The 16532-nt window shown below is 72.5% G+C and carries 16 protein-coding genes; 9 read left to right on the forward strand and 7 right to left on the reverse strand.

Features of this window, described 5'->3' with window-relative positions; all coding sequences use genetic code 11:
- Positions 1-15 precede the first annotated feature (15 nt).
- A complete protein-coding gene (locus ABT008_RS13375) occupies positions 16-819 on the forward strand; it encodes an alpha/beta hydrolase (RefSeq protein ID WP_502890431.1) in 804 nt (267 codons plus the stop codon).
- A 78-nt stretch (positions 820-897) separates the two neighbouring features.
- Here ABT008_RS13375 and ABT008_RS13380 read toward each other — a convergent pair whose 3' ends face one another.
- Together ABT008_RS13380 and ABT008_RS13385 are read right to left on the reverse strand one after the other, a co-directional pair.
- Positions 898-2313: an alpha,alpha-trehalose-phosphate synthase (UDP-forming) gene (locus ABT008_RS13380; protein WP_350696285.1), complete on the reverse strand. Its 1416-nt coding sequence runs from the start codon at positions 2311-2313 to the stop codon at positions 898-900.
- Between the two features lie 195 nt (positions 2314-2508).
- Positions 2509-3357, reverse strand: a complete 849-nt coding sequence (locus ABT008_RS13385; RefSeq protein WP_350696287.1) for a DUF308 domain-containing protein — start codon at positions 3355-3357, stop codon at positions 2509-2511.
- 333 nt (positions 3358-3690) lie between these two features.
- Between ABT008_RS13385 and ABT008_RS13390 the strand changes: the two genes are divergently transcribed.
- Positions 3691-4392 carry a lysophospholipid acyltransferase family protein gene (locus ABT008_RS13390; protein ID WP_350696288.1) on the forward strand — a complete coding sequence of 234 codons (702 nt, stop codon included), beginning with the start codon at positions 3691-3693 and terminating at the stop codon, positions 4390-4392.
- A gap of 18 nt (positions 4393-4410) precedes the next feature.
- Here the strand turns inward: ABT008_RS13390 and ABT008_RS13395 are convergent, their stop codons facing one another.
- Positions 4411-7980 carry an ATP-binding protein gene (locus ABT008_RS13395; protein WP_350696290.1) on the reverse strand — a complete coding sequence of 1190 codons (3570 nt, stop codon included), beginning with the start codon at positions 7978-7980 and terminating at the stop codon, positions 4411-4413.
- Between the two features lie 181 nt (positions 7981-8161).
- Here ABT008_RS13395 and ABT008_RS13400 point away from each other — a divergent pair, with 181 nt between their 5' ends.
- Positions 8162-8359, forward strand: coding sequence for a hypothetical protein (locus tag ABT008_RS13400; protein ID WP_236146062.1), 198 nt, complete (start codon positions 8162-8164; stop codon positions 8357-8359).
- Positions 8360-8440: 81 nt separating this feature from the next.
- Here the strand turns inward: ABT008_RS13400 and ABT008_RS13405 are convergent, their stop codons facing one another.
- On the reverse strand, positions 8441-9133 hold the full coding sequence (locus ABT008_RS13405; protein ID WP_013735136.1) for a Crp/Fnr family transcriptional regulator: 693 nt from the start codon (positions 9131-9133) through the stop codon (positions 8441-8443).
- 262 nt (positions 9134-9395) lie between these two features.
- Between ABT008_RS13405 and ABT008_RS13410 the strand changes: the two genes are divergently transcribed.
- From ABT008_RS13410 to ABT008_RS13435, 6 genes are all read left to right on the forward strand, one after another.
- The gene (locus tag ABT008_RS13410) at positions 9396-9893 is read left to right on the forward strand and encodes a polyadenylate-specific 3'-exoribonuclease AS (protein WP_350696292.1); all 498 of its coding nucleotides are present in this window, start codon (positions 9396-9398) and stop codon (positions 9891-9893) included.
- 34 nt (positions 9894-9927) lie between these two features.
- On the forward strand, positions 9928-10473 hold the full coding sequence (locus ABT008_RS13415; protein ID WP_350696294.1) for a pyridoxamine 5'-phosphate oxidase family protein: 546 nt from the start codon (positions 9928-9930) through the stop codon (positions 10471-10473).
- Positions 10474-10631: 158 nt separating this feature from the next.
- Positions 10632-11660, forward strand: a complete 1029-nt coding sequence (locus tag ABT008_RS13420; protein WP_117228420.1) for a 6-phosphofructokinase — start codon at positions 10632-10634, stop codon at positions 11658-11660.
- A 69-nt stretch (positions 11661-11729) separates the two neighbouring features.
- Positions 11730-12548 carry a pyrroline-5-carboxylate reductase gene (proC, locus tag ABT008_RS13425; RefSeq protein WP_350696296.1) on the forward strand — a complete coding sequence of 273 codons (819 nt, stop codon included), beginning with the start codon at positions 11730-11732 and terminating at the stop codon, positions 12546-12548.
- A gap of 89 nt (positions 12549-12637) precedes the next feature.
- Entirely contained in the window at positions 12638-12988 is a 351-nt protein-coding gene (locus ABT008_RS13430; RefSeq protein ID WP_350696298.1) for a DUF2203 domain-containing protein, read from the forward strand.
- 42 nt (positions 12989-13030) lie between these two features.
- On the forward strand, positions 13031-13603 hold the full coding sequence (locus tag ABT008_RS13435) for a GNAT family N-acetyltransferase (protein WP_350696299.1): 573 nt from the start codon (positions 13031-13033) through the stop codon (positions 13601-13603).
- A 51-nt stretch (positions 13604-13654) separates the two neighbouring features.
- On the opposite strand, the gene ABT008_RS13440 is transcribed toward ABT008_RS13435, so the two are convergent.
- From ABT008_RS13440 to ABT008_RS13450, 3 genes are all read right to left on the reverse strand, one after another.
- On the reverse strand, positions 13655-14326 hold the full coding sequence (locus ABT008_RS13440; protein WP_350696301.1) for an NADPH-dependent F420 reductase: 672 nt from the start codon (positions 14324-14326) through the stop codon (positions 13655-13657).
- Between the two features lie 593 nt (positions 14327-14919).
- Complete coding sequence (locus ABT008_RS13445) at positions 14920-15411, reverse strand: glutathione peroxidase (RefSeq protein WP_350696302.1); 492 nt, start codon at positions 15409-15411, stop codon at positions 14920-14922.
- A 180-nt stretch (positions 15412-15591) separates the two neighbouring features.
- The gene (locus ABT008_RS13450; RefSeq protein ID WP_350696304.1) at positions 15592-16500 is read right to left on the reverse strand and encodes a glycine betaine ABC transporter substrate-binding protein; all 909 of its coding nucleotides are present in this window, start codon (positions 16498-16500) and stop codon (positions 15592-15594) included.
- Positions 16501-16532: the final 32 nt, after the last annotated feature.

Raw genomic sequence — 16532 nt, forward strand, 5'->3', positions numbered from 1 at the left:
GACCGGGTGCGGGTGATGCGGAGCTGGGAGTGGGCGCGGCCGGTTCGTCCGGTGCGCCGCGAGGTGCTCAGCGCCACGCCCGAGCTGGAGGAGGGGCGGCCACCCCTGCTGTTCGTGCCCGGCTTCGGGCACGGCGCCTGGGTGTACGCCGAACACTGGCTCGGGCACGCCGCCGCGCGCGGTTTCCCCGCGTACGCGGTGAGCCTGCGGGGGCACGGCGACAGCGGTCCGGCGCCGGACGCGACGCTGCGCGCGTACGCCCACGACGTGGTGCAGGTGGCGGCGGGCCTGCCGCGCCAGGCGGTGCTGGTGGGGCACGGCGCCGGGGCCCTGGTGGTCGCGCACGCCCTGGCCCGGTATCCGGCCCGGGCGGCGGTGCTGGTGGCGCCGGTCCTCGGCGGGTGGGCGACGTTCGGTGCCGCGGTGCGGCGCAACCCGCTCGGCACCCTCCCGGCGGTCTTCGGCGGCGGGCTTCGACTGCACCGCCGCCAGTTGTTCAGCCGCGAGCTGCCCGAGGCCGACGCCCGGCGCTACACCGGCCGGCTGGGGCGGGCGGCCCGGCGGGCGCAGTGGCGGCTGCTGACCGGGGCCGAGCCGGAGCCGCCGGTGGGTCGTCCGCCGGTGTTGGTGCTGGGCAGTCCGGACGACCGGGTGGTGCCACCGTCGGCGCTGACCGGGGCGGCCCGCCGGCACGACTCGGCACCGCTGCTCTTTCCGGGCATGGGGCACGACCTGATGCTCGACGCGCGGTGGCAGGAGCCGATCGACGCGATCCTGGACTGGCTGGACAAGGGCCCGGCCCGCGACGACCGCCTCTGAGTCCGCGACGACCGGCCCGGAAGGCGCGACTTCCCGGCCCGGTCCGCGTGGTGCGGACCCGGGCCGGGCCCACCCACCTCAGCCGCTGGTGAGGTGGGTGACCAGGTCGCCGCTCTGGTCCAGGGTGGACAGGTAGGACCGGGCCCAGGCCCGGATGTCGTGCTGGTGCAGGTGCTCGCGCATGGCCCGCATCCGGGTATGGACGTCCGCCGGGTCGGCCCGCAGCGCCGCGAGCAGGCCCTGCTTGAGCCCCTCCAGGTCGTGCGGGTTGACCAGGTACGCCTGCGGCAGCTCGGCCGCCGCTCCGGCGAACTCGCTGAGCAGCAGCGCGCCCGCGTCGTCCACCCGGGCGGCGACGTACTCCTTGGCGACCAGGTTCATCCCGTCCCGCAGCGGGGTCACCGCCATCACGTCGGCGACCCGATAGAGCGCGGCCAGCTCGGCCCGGTCGAACGGCTGGGTCAGGTAGTGGATCGCCGGCTCGCCGACCCGGCCGAACTCGCCGTTGATCCGTCCGACCTCGCGTTCGACCCGGTCACGGAGGATTTGGTATTGACCGACCCGCTCCCGGCTGGGCACCGCCACCTGCACCAACACGGTGTCGCGGACCTTGACGTGCCCACCGGCCAGCAACTCGCTGTACGCCTTGAGCCGCTGCTCGATGCCCTTGGTGTAGTCCATCCGGTCGACACTGAGGATCACGTGGTCCGGGCTGCCGAGGTCGTGCCGCAGCCGCCGGGCCCGGTCCGCCACCGCCGGGCGGCCGGCCAGCGCGGCCATCTCGGCGGTGTCGATGGAGACCGGGAACGCGCCGATGCGGACCACCCGGTCCTCGACCGCGATCCGCCGGTCGGTGGCCGGCAGGCCCAGCACCTTGGAGACCAGTTGGGCGAAGTTGTGCGCGGCCTGCGCCCGCTGGAAGCCGACCAGGTCCGCGCCGAGCATGCCGTGCAGCAGTTCGGCGCGGCGGGGGAGCTGCATGAACAGCTCCGGCGGCGGGAACGGCACGTGCAGGAAGAAGCCGATGCGCAGGTCGGGTCGGAGCGTACGGAGCAGCCCCGGCACCAGTTGCAGGTGGTAGTCCTGCACCCAGACCACGGCGCCGGTCTCGGCGACCTCGGCGGTGGCCTCCGCGAACCGCTGGTTGACCCGTTGGTAGGCGTCCCACCAGCGCCGGTGGTGCTCCGGCTGCTCGACCGCGTCGTGATAGATCGGCCAGAGGGTCGCGTTGGCGAACCCCTCGTAGTGGTCGCGCAGTTCCTCGCCGCTCAGCGGCACGGCGTGCATCCGCACCCCGTCGACGTCCGGCAGGCTGGGTGCGGGGCCTGTCCCGCCCGCCCAACCGACCCATGTCGCCGGGGTGTGTCGTAACAGCGGGTGTAGCGCACTCACCAGCCCGCCGGGGCTGCGGCGCCACTCACAGGCGCCGTCGAGCGCCACGTTGTCGTCGATGGGGAGGCGGTTGGCCACCACCACGAGAGAACTCTGTCGCATCTCGGGCATTCCGATCAGCAGGGGGAGTGACCGCCCACGAGGAAAGGAACAACCGGGCAGTCGGCGGGTGACGTGACGTACTGCGGTATTCCTACTGACAGTAAGTTACACCACTGTCACGTCCCTTGGCGTGGGCGGTGCGCGTCCCGGTATCCGGGCGGCTACGGTGCGCGGTGGACGCAGACGCCGGTCGGCTCAGACGACCGCGCCGTCGTCCGGCCCCCGGTCCTCGGCGTCGCCGGGACGCAGCCGCCAGACCAGCGTGACGAATCCGGCCAGGATGCCGGTGAAGCCGAGCAGCGTCACGATGCTCGGGTCGGCGGGGAGCATGTCCGGGAAGAGGAACAACACGAAGCCGAGCACCACGGCGAGGACACCCGCCACGGCGTACTTCGACACCCGGGGCAGGGGCGGGGGCGGCGGCGGGACGTAGCGCTCGTCGTCGTCGGGGTCGTCCGGCAGGTCGGCACCGAAGGTGTCCAGGCCCTCCAGCAGCGACGGACCGTCGCCGTCGCGCGGCCCGCGTCCCACCGACACGCCGGAGACGTCGGCGGCGTAGGGCAGCCGGCGTACGTCGGTGGCGGTCGGGCCGGTCGGCTCCTCGGGCGTCGGCCGAGGGGTGGTGATCGTGCTGCTGCCGCCGTCGGCCTGGTCGTCCACGTTCTCGGCGGCGGGCCACGGGTGGTCCCCGCCGCCCGGCGAGTTGTGGAAACCGGCGACGATCCGTTCCCACTCGGCGTCGATGTCCGGTTCCTCGGCGCGGGCCGTGCCGGACTCGTCGGCGAGCTGGCTGAGGTAGTCCCGGGCGGTGCTCAGATGTGAGCGGTCCACGTAGAGCCGGTCCACCGGCCGTGCCGGGACCGTGGTGGTGCGGGTGACCGGGTTCAGGTCGGCCGAGGGTTGCAGATAGGCGGCGATGCCGCCGGCGGCCAGCACGTCGAGCAGGTGCTCACCGACGCGCGGGTCGACGTCGCCGGCGATGGCGTACTCGCTGGCGTCGAGCCCGTTGTCCCGCCGTCCCCGGCGGGCCCCACCCGCTGACACCGGACCATCCTCCTCATCGCGCCGCCGGCGCGCCCCGCGTCCAGCTCCTCGGCGCACCCCCGCACGCCGTGCTCTGAATCGTGACACGTCCGGGGTCGGTTCGGGGAGTGCCTTGTGGCGTGGGGTACGAAGTCGGTGTCCGTGCCGCTGGTCGCGGCCGTACCCCTATGTCCGTTCTTGCTCGGAGCGTGCCAGGGGACACGGCGGCGACCACGCTCCGCCCGGCGGGTCGGTCGGTCCGCTCGGGCGTTGTGGCGGGCGGTGGAGCTTCGTAGGCTTCCTGCCACGCGGCCGTGCCGTCGCGACGACGACCGCCTCGTTGAAAGGACGCCGGTGCTGTACTGGCTCTTGAAGTACGTGTTCCTCGGCCCGCTGCTGAGAGTGATCTTCCGGCCGCAGGTGGAGGGCCTGCACCACGTACCGGCGACCGGCCCGGTGATCCTGGCCAGCAACCACCTCTCCTTCTCCGACTCGATCTTCACCCCGCTGATCGTGCCGCGGAAGGTCACCTTCGTGGCCAAGGCCGAGTACTTCACCGGCAAGGGCGTCAAGGGCTGGCTGACGAAGATGTTCTTCGTCGGCACCGGCACCATCCCGGTGGACCGCTCCGGCGGTCAGGCCGCCCGCGCCGCGCTGGACACCCAGCTCACCGTGCTGCGCGCCGGTGGCATCGCGGGCATCTACCCGGAGGGCACCCGGTCACCCGACGGGCGGCTCTACCGGGGCAAGACCGGCGTGGCCCGGCTGGCGCTGGAGAGCGGCGCGCCGGTGGTGCCGGCGGTGATGCTCAACCTGGACGAGATCCAGCCGCCGGGCACGATCGTCCCGAAGCTCGCGCGGGTCCGGATCCGCTTCGGCCCGCCGCTGGACTTCTCCCGGTACGCCGGCATGTCCGGTGACCGGTTCGTCGAGCGCGCCGTCACCGACGAGATCATGTACGAGCTGATGGAGCTCTCCGGCCGCGAGTACGTCGACGTGTACGCGCAAAAGCTCAAGATCACGCCCACCCCGGCACCGGCCGCCTCGGTCGCCTGAGTCGACTCCCGGCGACGGTCAGGAGGCCAGCGTCCGGGTACCCGCCTCCGCCGGGTAAGCCAGGCGGAGCAGGCCGGGCGCGCCGTTGCGGTGTGCGAACGCGCGTACCTCGGTCAGCGGCCCGCTGGTCGCCGCCGCGTCGTCCGCCGACGCCAACTCGCGCACCGCGAACGTCAGCGCCAACATCCGGTCGGTCACGTCGGGGATCCCGGCGTAGATCTCGGCGGCGGCCAGGTGTAGCTCGGCCGCGCGTCGGTGGTCGCCGTCGGCACCGGCCAGCGCCCCGGTCACGGTCCGCAGCGCCGCCTCCGACCAGGGCGTACGGTGCCCCACCTGGTCCAGCATGGCGCGGACCCGGGCCGCCGGCTTTCGTCCGGACAGGGTGGCCGCCCAGCCGGCGGCGGCGATCCATTCGCCGCTGGCCAGCGCGGGCACCGTCGTCCACGCCTCGGCCAACTCGTCGACGAGCGCCGCGGCCTCCTCGGTGCGCTCCTGCAACGCGCGGCACAGCGCGCCCATCGCCACCATCGTCCAGTGCAGCCGGTGGAAGCCGCTGCGTCGGGCGGTGTCCAGCGCGGCGGCCACGTCGTCGCCGTGTGCCTCGGTGCCCTCACCCGGCTGCCGGGGCGGTCCGGCGGCGGGCGGTACCGGCTGGCCCCGCAGCACCAGCAGGCACGACCGCAGCCCGCGCACCTGCATGTCCCAACTCCCGGTGGGCGTGTCGACGAACGCCTCGGCGGCGGCGAGCAGGCGCGGGAAGTCCCCCTCGAACCAGGCCCGCATCGCCTCACCGGAGTAGCTGGTGGTCAGCGTCTGCCCGCTTGCGGTGCGGGCCGGTGCCGCCGAGAGCAGTGCGTCGGAGCGCAGCCAGTCGCCCTCCTCGCGGACCGCGTACGCGAGGTTCTGGGTGGCCCGGGGCAGCGCCAGGAGTTGGCCGGCGCGGCTGAACTCGACGAGGGCGTGCAACTCGTCCAGGCCGGCCCGGTCACCGGCCTGGTACCGGGCGGTGGCCGCGGTGATCCGCGCGTTGGTGCGGATCTCGGTCAGCCCGAGGCGCTCGCCGATCTCGGCGGCGGTGGCCGCCGCCGCCACCGCCGGATCGCGCTCGTAGTTGAGCATGTGCAGCCGGCCCAGCTCGGCGAAGGCGTCGGCCTTCTGCGGGCTGTCCGGCAGCGGCTCGAACAGCCGCACCGCCCGGTCCAGGCAGAGCAGTGCGGCCTGCCGGTCCGCCCGCAGCCAGGCCGCCTGGCCGAGCAGCGTCCAGGCCCGTGCCGCGCACGCCTCGTCGCCGCAGGCCAGCAGCCGGTCGGCAAGCGTCTGCACCTGCTCCGGCCCGCCGCCGGAGAGGAACGCGTTGCCGTCCCGGTAGAACGAGATCTCGGTGCTGAGCAGCTCCAGTTGCAGCCGGCCGACCGGGTCGGAGTCGTCGGCGAGACCGAGCGCGCGGGCCGCGTGACTGGCCGCCGCGTCCAACCCGTGCAGCGCGTACGCCCGGCGGGCGGCCCGGTGCAGCGCGGCCCGGGCCGGGCCGGCGTAGCGGCGGGTCTCCAGATCCAGCGACCGGGCGATCTCGTGCGCCGCCCAGCGGTGGTGGGCCAGCACCTCGGCCAGGTCGGTGTCCCGACTCTGCGACAGGGTGTCCAGCCAGTCGGCCGTCCGGTCGTGCCGGGCCACTCGCTCGGTACGCGGCAGCCGCTGGTAGCACACGTCGCGGACCAGGACGTGCCGGAAGCGGTACTCCGGCTGGCCGGCCATGGTGGACGCGGCCTGCTCGTGCACGAAGTCGCGCTGCTCCAACCGACGCAGCGCGCGCTCGACCGCCTCCACCGGCTGCCCGACGGCGGCGGCCACCGCGCCGGGCCAGAACTGCACGCCGACCACGGCCGCGGCCAGCAGCACCGCCCGGTCCTTCGGGTCGAGCAGGTCGACCCGGTTGGCGATGACCGCGTGCACGCTCTCCGGCATCGGCAGGTCCAGGTGCTTCTCCAGCGACCAGCCGCGCCCCGACTGCCGCAACGCGCCCTGTTCGATCAGCATCCGGACGTACTCGTGCGCGTAGAGCGGGTTGCCGCCGGCCACCTCGATCAGCGGGGTCAACAGGTCGGCCGAGAAGGCGGCCTGCCCGAACATGTGCGCGTACAACGCGGCGATGCCGGTGTCCCGCAGCGGCGGCAGGGTGATGGTCACCGAGCCGGTGATCGTCCCCGCCCAGCTCGGATCGCGGTCGACCAGCTCGGGACGGGCGGTGCAGAGCAGCAGCAGCGGCACGTCCCGGGCGGCCGCGCCGAGCAGCTCCACGAAGCGCAGCATGGCGTCGTCGGCCCAGTGCAGGTCCTCGAAGACCAGCACGGTCGGTCGGCGCGCGGCCAGGGCCAGCAGGAAACGCCGCCAGGCCGACTCGGCCTCCTCGGCCGGCAGCGGCGTTCCGGCCAGACCGACCAGCGGACGCAGCGCGTCGGCGACCCGGTCCCGCTCGCCGGGCCCGACCAGCTCGGCGACCGCCCCGGCGAGCCGCTGTGCGGCGCTGGTGGCCGGATCGGTGTCCAGGATGCCCGCCTCGGCCTTGACGATGTCGGCCAGCGCGGCGAACGTGACGTTCTCCCCGAACGGCGGGCAGCGCCCGATCCGCCAGGTCAGCGGCTCGTCCACCAGCCGGCCGGTGTGCCGGTGCAGCTCGCGTACCAGCCGGCTCTTGCCGATGCCGGCCCGGCCGAAGACGGTGACCACCTGCGGGCGGCGGTCGCGCAGGCTGCGGTGCAGCGCGTTGACCAGCATGCCCAGCTCGTGCTCGCGGTCGATCAGCGGCGTGGTGTCCGGCTCCCGGTCGGTGGCCTGCTGACGGACCGCGGACAGCGCCAACCACACCTCCGTCGGCGCGGACCGGCCGCGCAGGGTGACCGGGGGCTGCTCGTCGTAGCGGATGGTGTCCCGGGTGAGCGCGTGCGTGGTCCCGTCCACCAGCACCCCGCCGGGCGGGGCCACCGACTGCAACCGGGAGGCGGTGTTCACCACGTCGCCGGCCACGATCGCCTGCCCGCCGTCGCGGGCGGCGGCCACGTCGACGAGCGCCTCGCCGGTCGCCACACCGACCCGGAAGCGCAGCCCGTCGGTGCCGGTGGGGGCGAACCGGGTCAGCACCCGTTGCAGCTCCAGCCCGGCGCGGACACAGCGCAACGCGTCGGTCTCGGTGGCCACCGGCGCGCCGAACAACGCCATCACCGCGTCGCCGATGTACTTCTCCACCACCCCGCCGTACTGCCCGACCACCCGGCGGGCGGCGGAGAAGAAGCCGGTCTGCATGCCCCGGACCAGCTCCGGGTCGGCCCGCTCGACGTACGGCGTGAAGTCGATCAGGTCGACGAAGAGGACGCTGACCCGGCGCCGGTCCTCCTGGCCGATGGTGGCGGGACGGTCGCTGCCGGCCCGGGGTGTGCCGCAGGAGGTGCAGAAGGCCACGTCGGCGGCGAGTGGGTTCAGGCAGTGCGGGCAGACGGCGCCGAGCTCCGCACCGCAGCCACCGCAGAAGCGGTCGCCGTCGGCGGCGGTGCGTCCACAGCGATCACACTGTGCGGCGATGACACCCTCCACTGGCGAGCCCCGACGCCCGGGGGGCGCAGGTCCGAGTATCGCTGCCCGGTGGACTGTCGGGTACCGGGCTGTTGGCTTGTGGACACTCCTCCGGGCGGTCCGCCGCGTGCCGAACGGCTAGATTCAGGCAGCCGATCTAGTGGACAACGCTGAGCAGGGGGACAGCCTCATGGTGTACGTCATGTTGAAGAGTGACTGGACCGACGGTAACGGAGTGACCCACCCCGCCGGTGACTCGGTGGACGTGGACGCCGCCACCCTCGCGCTCCTGCAGGCGCAGGGAATCGTCGGCGAGGTGCCGGGGTCGGGCAAGGACGGCACCGACTGGGCCGGTCCGGGCGGTACGGACTGGGCCGGTCCGGGCAGCACCAAGCCCTGACCTGGACGGGTGCAACGGGCGGGGCCGGGGACGATCGTCCCCGGCCCCGCCCGTATGTCGTGCCCGCGTCGTCGCGGTGGGTCAGCGGTCGCTCATGCCCGCCCGGCGCCGCAACGCGGGTACGTCGGTGACGACGATCCGCCGCCCCTCGGTACGCAGCCAGCCCCGGTTGGCGAACGACCCGATCGCCTGGTTGACGCTCTGTCGCGAGCCACCGGCCATCTCGGCGAGCTGGCTCTGGTTCAGCTCGATGGTGATCATCGGAGCCTGACTCTCCCCGGCGAGCCGGACCAGCGTCTTGGCGACCCGACCGGGCAGGTCGAGGAAGACGTGGTCGGCGTTCTGCTCGGTGAGCCGGCGGATCAGCGCGCCCAACGAGCGCATCACCGCGTCCAGGATCCGCGGGTTGGAGTGCACCAGCTCCATGAAGGCGCCCCGGGACAGGGCGAGCGCGGTGCAGTCCTCGATCGCCTCCGCCGAGGCGGACCGGGTGGAGGCGTCCAGCAACGACACCTCACCGAGGACGTCCGGCGGTCGGATCACCGACAGCACGGCCCGTTCGCCGGTCGGCGCGGTGCGGAACACGGCCACGGCACCCCGTCGCAGCACGATCAGTGACTCGCCGGGGTCGTTCTCCACGAACAGCAACTGACCCTTGCGGTACGTCCGGGGCACCGCAGCGGCGATGACCCGCTGACGCACCTCCGGCTCCAGCCCGGCGAACATCTCCACACCCGTGAGCGCGTCGCCCGGCTCCGGCAGGCGCATCTCCACGGCCCCACCCCTCCCCGGTAAAGGACCCAACTCGCTCACCGGGTGAGCCTGGCGGCCCCTGACGAGGTGGTCTGACACCCGTGCGGCGTCCGGCAGCGGTACACATCAGATCATGACGGTCCGGTCGCTTGCTGTACACCCCTCAAATCACTTCCGTGACAGCTTCGAGCTGCGATGTCTCCCAATCGGGACGATTGGAAACGCTCCCGGGGTGGGTGACCCGGCCGATCGGGCCCGTCGGGCGTCGGCGAGGATGGCGGGGATGGCCTACCGCTACTTCTACGACTGCGAATTCATCGAGGACGGCCGGACCGTCGAGCTGGTCTCGATCGGCGTCGTCGACGAGTACGACCGCGAGTTCTACGCGGTCTCCACCGAGTTCGACGCCGCCCGCGCCGTGCCCTGGGTACGCCGCAACGTGCTGGACAAACTGCCGTCCCCGGCGGACCGGGCGTGGCGGTCGCGGGAACGCATCCGCGACGAGCTGTACGACTTCCTGGTCGAGCCGATCCGGGACCGGCCCGGCGAGGAGCTGGAGCTGTGGGCCTGGTACGCCGCGTACGACCACGTGGCGCTGGCGCAGCTCTGGGGCGCCATGCCGGCCCTGCCCCGGGAGATCCCCCGCTACACCAAGGAGCTGCGGCAGCTCTGGGAGGAGCGGGGGCGGCCACGGCTGCCGAACGCCGACGCGGCCCGCCACGACGCCCTGGTCGACGCCCGGCACAACCTGGCCCGGTGGCGGGCGATCACCGGTTTGTAGCGCCGGTGTCCCCGCAGTGCGGTCGATTGGTGGTTTGGCCCGTTCTGCCCCGGGCATCGGTGTGGCCAACGGTGCCGAGGCGAGGGAGCGTGACGAGGTGTTGACCGTCCGGGACGCCCGGCACCGGATCACCGAGTTGATCAGGGCAGTCGGTGTCGGCACGCTCACCACGACCTCCCTCGACGGCCGGTTGGTCGGCCGCCCGATGGTCCTGCAACGCGCGGACTTCGACGGCGAGCTGTGGTTCTTCGCGTACGCCGGCTCGTCGACCGTCCGCCAACTGCGGGTCAACGCGGAGGTCGAGGTGGGCCTCCACGACCCGGACGGGCAGGTCTGGGCGTCGATGTCCGGTACCGCCCGGGACGATTACGACCGGGCGCGGGCGCAGCGGCTGTGGCACCCGGGGTTGGCCGGGTGGTTCCCGGACGGAGTGGCGACGAGCGGATTGACGCTGGTCGCGGTGCACGTCACCGAGGCCCGGTGTTGGAACGTTCGGGACGGCCGCTCGGTCGCCCTGCTCGGGCGGGGCGGCTCGGCCCCGGGCGGCGGCCCGACGTCCACCGGCGACGACGGCTACTGACTGGTAACCGGGGCGCGGTGTGAGGTGGGCCGGTGCGGCGACTACAGTTCGGAGGGACGGCCCGCCCCGGGCCGGCAACGGTGCCGAGGTCTGACCTGACACATATCCTGGGGCTTGATCGGGCTTGACCGAATTGCTCCCAGGAGGATGAGCGGATCATGCGTATCGGCGTGCTCACCGGCGGCGGCGACTGCCCGGGTCTCAACGCGGTCATCCGGGCGGTGGTCCGTAAGGGCGTCGCCAGCTACGGCCATGAGTTCGTAGGGTTCCGGGACGGCTGGAAGGGCCCGCTGGAGGGTCTGTCCCGTCCGCTGGGCATCGCGGAGGTCCGGGGGATCCTGCCGCGCGGCGGCACCATCCTCGGCTCCTCGCGGACCAACCCCTTCAAGATCGAGAACGGCGTCGAGCGGATCAAGGAGAACCTTGCCGCGCAGGGTGTCGACGCGCTGATCGCCATCGGCGGCGAGGACACCCTCGGTGTCGCCACCAAGCTGCACGAGCTGGACGTCAAGGTCATCGGCGTGCCGAAGACCATCGACAACGACCTCGGCGCCACCGACTACACCTTCGGCTTCGACACCGCGGTGAACATCGCGATGGAGGCGATCGACCGGCTGCACACCACCGCCGAGAGCCACCACCGCACCCTGGTCGTCGAGGTGATGGGCCGGCACGCCGGCTGGATCGCCCTGCACGCCGGCCTGGCCGGTGGCGCCAACGTGATCCTGCTGCCGGAGCGGCAGTTCGACGTCGAGCAGGTCGCCGGCTACGTCGAGAAGCGCTTCCAGCACCAGTACGCCCCGATCGTCGTGGTCGCCGAGGGCGCCCAGCCGCTGGAGGGCCAGATGGTCCTGCAGAACCAGGAGCTGGACTCGTTCGGTCACGTCCGGCTCGGCGGCATCGGCCAGTGGCTGGCCGAGCAGCTGGAGGCCAAGACCGGCAAGGAGGCCCGCACCGTCGTGCTCGGGCACATCCAGCGCGGCGGCACCCCGACCGCGTTCGACCGGGTGCTCGCCACCCGGCTCGGCCTGCAGGCGATCGACGCCGTGCACGAGGGCGACTGGGGCAAGATGGTCGCGATGCAGAGCACGGACATCGTCCGCGTCCCGCTCGCCGACGCCACCCGCGAGCTGAAGACCGTTCCGTTGGAGCGGTACGCCGAGGCCGAGGTCTTCTTCGGCAGCTGATCGTCGTCCCGACGTCGCGGCGGGCTGTCCGGCCCGCCGCGACGCCGGTACCCGAAGGGGGTACGTCAGGTGTCAGCCGGGGTGCACACCGTCGCGGTGATCGGCGCGGGCAAGATCGGCGAGCTGATGCTCTCCGGCCTGCTGCGGTCCGGCTGGCCGGTGGACCGGCTGCTGGCCACCGCCCGCCGACCGGCACGGGCCGAGGAGATCGCCGCCCGCTACGGCGTCCGGGTGGTGGACAACCTCACCGCCGTCGACGAGGCCGACGTGCTCGCCGTCTCGGTCAAGCCGCAGGACGCCGCCGCCCTGCTGGACGAGATCGGGCCCAAGGTGCCCGCCGACAAGCTGGTCATCTCGCTCTGCGCGGGCCTGCCCAGCAGCTTCTTCAGCCGCCGGCTGCCCGAGGGCACCCCGGTGGTCCGGGTGATGACCAACACCCCGGCCCTGGTCGACCAGGCGATGACCGCCATCTCCGCCGGGGCGCACGCCACCGGCACGCACCTGGCGCTGGCCGAGGAGATGTTCAAGCCCCTCGGCGCGACGATCCGGGTCCCCGAGACCCAGCAGGACGCCGTCACCGCGCTCTCCGGCTCCGGCCCGGCGTACTTCTATCTGCTGGTCGAGGCGATGACCGACGCCGGCATCCTGCTCGGCCTGCCCCGGCAGGTGGCGCACGACCTGATCGTGCAGACCGCGATCGGCTCGGCGGTGATGCTGCGCGACTCCGGCGAGCACCCGGTGAAGCTGCGCGAGGCGGTCACCTCGCCCGCCGGCACCACCATCTCCGCCGTACGCGAGCTGGAAAACCACGGCGTACGCGCGGCGCTGCTGGCCGCTCTGGAGGCGGCCCGTGACCGGGCCCGCGAGCTGGCCGCCCAGGCCGAGTGACCGGCGACGCCGGTACGCGCTGACGCCGACCCGGCGACGCGGGTCCCGGCGGGCTCCTGCCGGTGCCAGGCGTGCCGCATACTGTCGCGGTGTTCACACTCGCCCAGGCCCGGCACCTGGTGGCCACCCTGCACCCCCGCATCGACGAGCTGATCCGGGTCCGGGCCGACCTGGCCGAGTTGCAGACCGACTTGGCCACCCACGGGCTGAGCGCGCTCGGCGGCCGACCCGAGGTGAAGGCGCTGGAGGCCCGCCTGCACGCCATCCTCGACGAGCTGCGCCAACCCGGCATCGAGGTCAAGAGCCTGGCACCGATCCTGCTCGACTTCCCCGGCGAACGGGACGGCCGCCAGGTGCTCTGGTGCTGGCTGGAAGGCGACAGCGACGTGCGCTGGTACCACCGCGCCGACTGCGGCTTCGCCGGCCGCCGCCCGCTCTGAGGAGCCGGTGCAGCCGGAGCGACCGATGACGGGAGTTCGCTGATGTTCGCCATTGACCTGACGGAGGACGCGCAGTTGCGTCCGCTCGATCCGTGGCACGCCGAGGAGTTCCTGGCCAACCTGGACCGGGCCCGGGAGCACATCTCACCCTGGGTGGGGCCGTCCTTCGTGGCGACCGACCTGGACGGGGCGCGGCACGTGTTGCAGCGGTACGCCGACCGGTGGGCCCGTGACGGCGGCGGGATCTGGGGCATCTGGCTCAGCGACCGGCTGGTCGGCGGGGTGCTGCTGGTGTCGTTCGACGCGGCGACCGGGGTCTGTGAGGCGGGCTGCTGGTTGGAACCGGCGGCTGAGGGGCGTGGCCTGGTGACCCGCGCGGTCGGCAGGATCATCGACTGGGCGCTGGTCGAGCGCGGACTGCACCGGGTCGAGTGGCGTACCAATGCCGGCAACGTCCGCAGCATCGCGGTGGCCCGTCGGCTCGGGATGCGGCGCGACGGCGTACTCCGGGAGGTGTTGTCCCGCCCGGGCGGGCGGGTCGACCTGGAGGTCTGGTCGGTGCTGGCGCCGGAGTGGCGCGCCCGCCGCGAGGGCACGGCGGCTGGTGACGGATGAACCTGGAGCCGGGGCCGTCACCCGTGCCGGCGGCCGGCGAGGGCTGACGGGTCAGCCGGCCTCGGCCAGTGCCGCACGCAGCTTGTCGGCGTCGCCGGGGGCCTCCTGCTGCCAGTTGGCCGGGTCGGCGGAATAGATCGTGCCGTAGGCCGGGGTGTCCGGCTGGAACCGCCAGCTCTCGGCGAGGCTGCCGACGTCCACCGCGTCGTAGCCGATGCGATCGAGGAACGCGGTGACGACGGCCTTGGCCTCGGCGTCGTCACCGGCGATCGGCAGCGCGCTGCGGTCGGCCGCGCCCGTCGGTCGGGCCAGGGCGGACAGGTGCTTGAAGAAGATGTTGTTGAACGCCTTCACCACGCGTGCCCCGGGCAGGTGGCGTTGCAGCAGTTCGCTGCTGGTGGCGGTGCCCTCGTCCAGTTCGGGGAACCGGCCGTCCCGCTCCGGGTAGTAGTTGTTGGTGTCGATGACGACCTTGCCGGTCAGCGGCGTGACCGGCACCGACCGGTACGCCTTGAGCGGGATGGTGACCACCACCAGGTCGCCGGCCTCGGCGGCGGCGTCGGCGGTGCCCGCGCTGGCCCCCGGGCCCAGCTCGTCGACCAGGTCGGCGAGCGTCTCCGGCCCGCGCGAGTTGCTCACCACCACCTCGTACCCGGCGGCCACCGCCAGCCGTGCCACGGTGCTCCCGATGTGCCCGCTCCCGATCAGCCCTACGACCGACACGCCAGATCCTCCCGCCCCACGCCGACCCGTCACGTCCGAACCTACCCCCGCCTCCGGCCACCGGCCCCGGGTTCTCGCCGGATCCGGTCCACCCCGCCGATCATGGACTTGTGGTGCGCCCAAAACTGGACTTATGGGTCATAAAACCCGCCACAACTCCATGATCGCCGGGGCTGAGTGTGTGACTGTGCGCGTCGCTGGATGACGGTGCGCGTCGCGGCGGGGGCGGGCGGTGCGGCCCGTGTCCCGGCTGTGCTTGCCGCCTCGCCCAGCTCAGCGCGGGTATCCGCTCAGTCGAGCGTGCGTACCCGCCCAGCCTGCGCCGCTGCCGCCCGGTGTGCCCAGTGTCCGTACACCCTCCGCAGCTCATCATGATCCGCGCAACTTCACGGATACTGCTGCCTCAGGCGTGCTCGGAGACAGCAATATCGCTGAAGTTGCGCGGATCTTGCCCCGTCCAGGCGCAAGCATCCCGCCCAGACGCCGACCCCCGCGTTGATCAAGAAGTTTGGTCACGGAAGGGGCAGGTCTGAGGGTGCAAACTCCTTGGTCAACTCCGGTGACGCACACCGTCGGGGGTGGGGGATGGTGGGTCAGGGGGTGGGGAGGGTCTTCTCGACGGTGGTGCGCAGGGTCGGGTCGTCGGGGGTGACGGTGGGGGCGAACCGGGCGGCGACGGTGCCGTCCGGGGCGACCAGGAACTTCTCGAAGTTCCAGCGGACGTCGCCGGTGTGGCCGTCAGCGTCGGAGGTCTGCACCAGGGCGGCGTAGAGCGGGTGGCGGTCCGGACCGTTGACGTCGACCTTCTCCGTCAGCGGGAAGCTCACCCCGTAGTTGACCTGGCAGAACTCGCTGATCTCGGCGGCGCTGCCCGGTTCCTGGCCGGCGAACTGGTTGCACGGCACGCCGAGCACCACCAGCCCCCGGTCGGCGTACTCGTCCTGGAGTTTCTGCAGCCCGGCGTACTGGGGGGTGAGGCCGCAGCGGGACGCCACGTTGACCACCAGCAGCGCCTGGCCACGGTACTGCGAGAGGTCGGCCGGGCCACCGCTGAGCGCGCCGATCGGGATGTCGAAGACGGTCATGACCGCGAGGCTACCGCCGGCCGGCCTGGTTGCCCGGAGCGCCGCGCGGCGATCTACCGCTGGGTAACCGACCGTCGGCAGACGACGGGGTGCGGTGTGGCTTCCGGGAGACGGATCCGCCGCCGGTGACGGGGCCACGTGGGCCCCACCACCGGCGGCGGATCGTTGGGTGCCGAGTCGTCAGGAGGCGGCGGGTTCGAGCGTGTCGGCGTAGTCCGGGTTGGCCTTCAGCCACTCCTCCACGGCCTTCGGCTCGTCGTCCTGGTGCACGTTGAACATCAGGTCTTCCAGCGAGCCGAGCTGCTGGTTGTCCATCTTGAACTTCTTCAGCATCTCGGCGACCTCGGGGAAGTCCGCGCTGAAGCCCTCCCGGGCCAGGGTGTTGATCTCCTCGGTCCCGCCGAGCGTGCCCTTCGGGTCCGCCAGGTCCTTGAGCTGGTAGTTCGCGTAGGCCCAGTGCGGGTGCCACAGGGTCACCACGATCGGCTTCTGGGCCTTGATCGCGCCGTCCAGCGCGGCCAGCATGGCCGGGGTCGACGAGGTCTTCAGGCTCAGCTTGCCGGTCAGACCGTACTCCGGGATGACCTTGTCCTGGGTGGCGGCGGTCAGGCCGGCGCCAGGCTCGATGCCGATGATCTCGCCGTTGAAGGTGTCGGCTTTGTCGGCCAGGTCCTCCAGCGAGTTGACGTCGCTGACGTACTCGGGCACGGCGATGCTCAAGCGGGCGTTGTCGTACCAGACGCCGAGCTTCTCGAGCTTGTCGCCGTACTCCTTCATGTAGTCGGCGTGCGTCTGCGGCAGCCAACTGTCGAGGAAGAGGTCGATGTCGCCCGTCGACAGGCCCTGGTAGACGATCCCCGCCTCGACGTTCTTGAGCTCGACCTCGTAGCCCTTCTCCTCCAGCAGGTTCTTCCAGAGGTACGAGGCGGCGATGGCTTCGTCCCAGGACATGTAGCCGATGGTGATCTTCTTGTTGTCACCGGAGCCGCCGGCAGAACTGTCGGAGTCGCCGCAGGCCGCGGCACCGGTCAACGCCAGGGCGGCGGTGGCCGCCAGCGCGACCCGGCGCACCAATTTACTGCTCCACATGTGGAGTTTCCTTCCCTCGTTGCTGTGCACCG

Source organism: Micromonospora sp. NPDC002389 (assembly GCF_040296095.1).
Lineage (GTDB): Bacteria > Actinomycetota > Actinomycetes > Mycobacteriales > Micromonosporaceae > Micromonospora.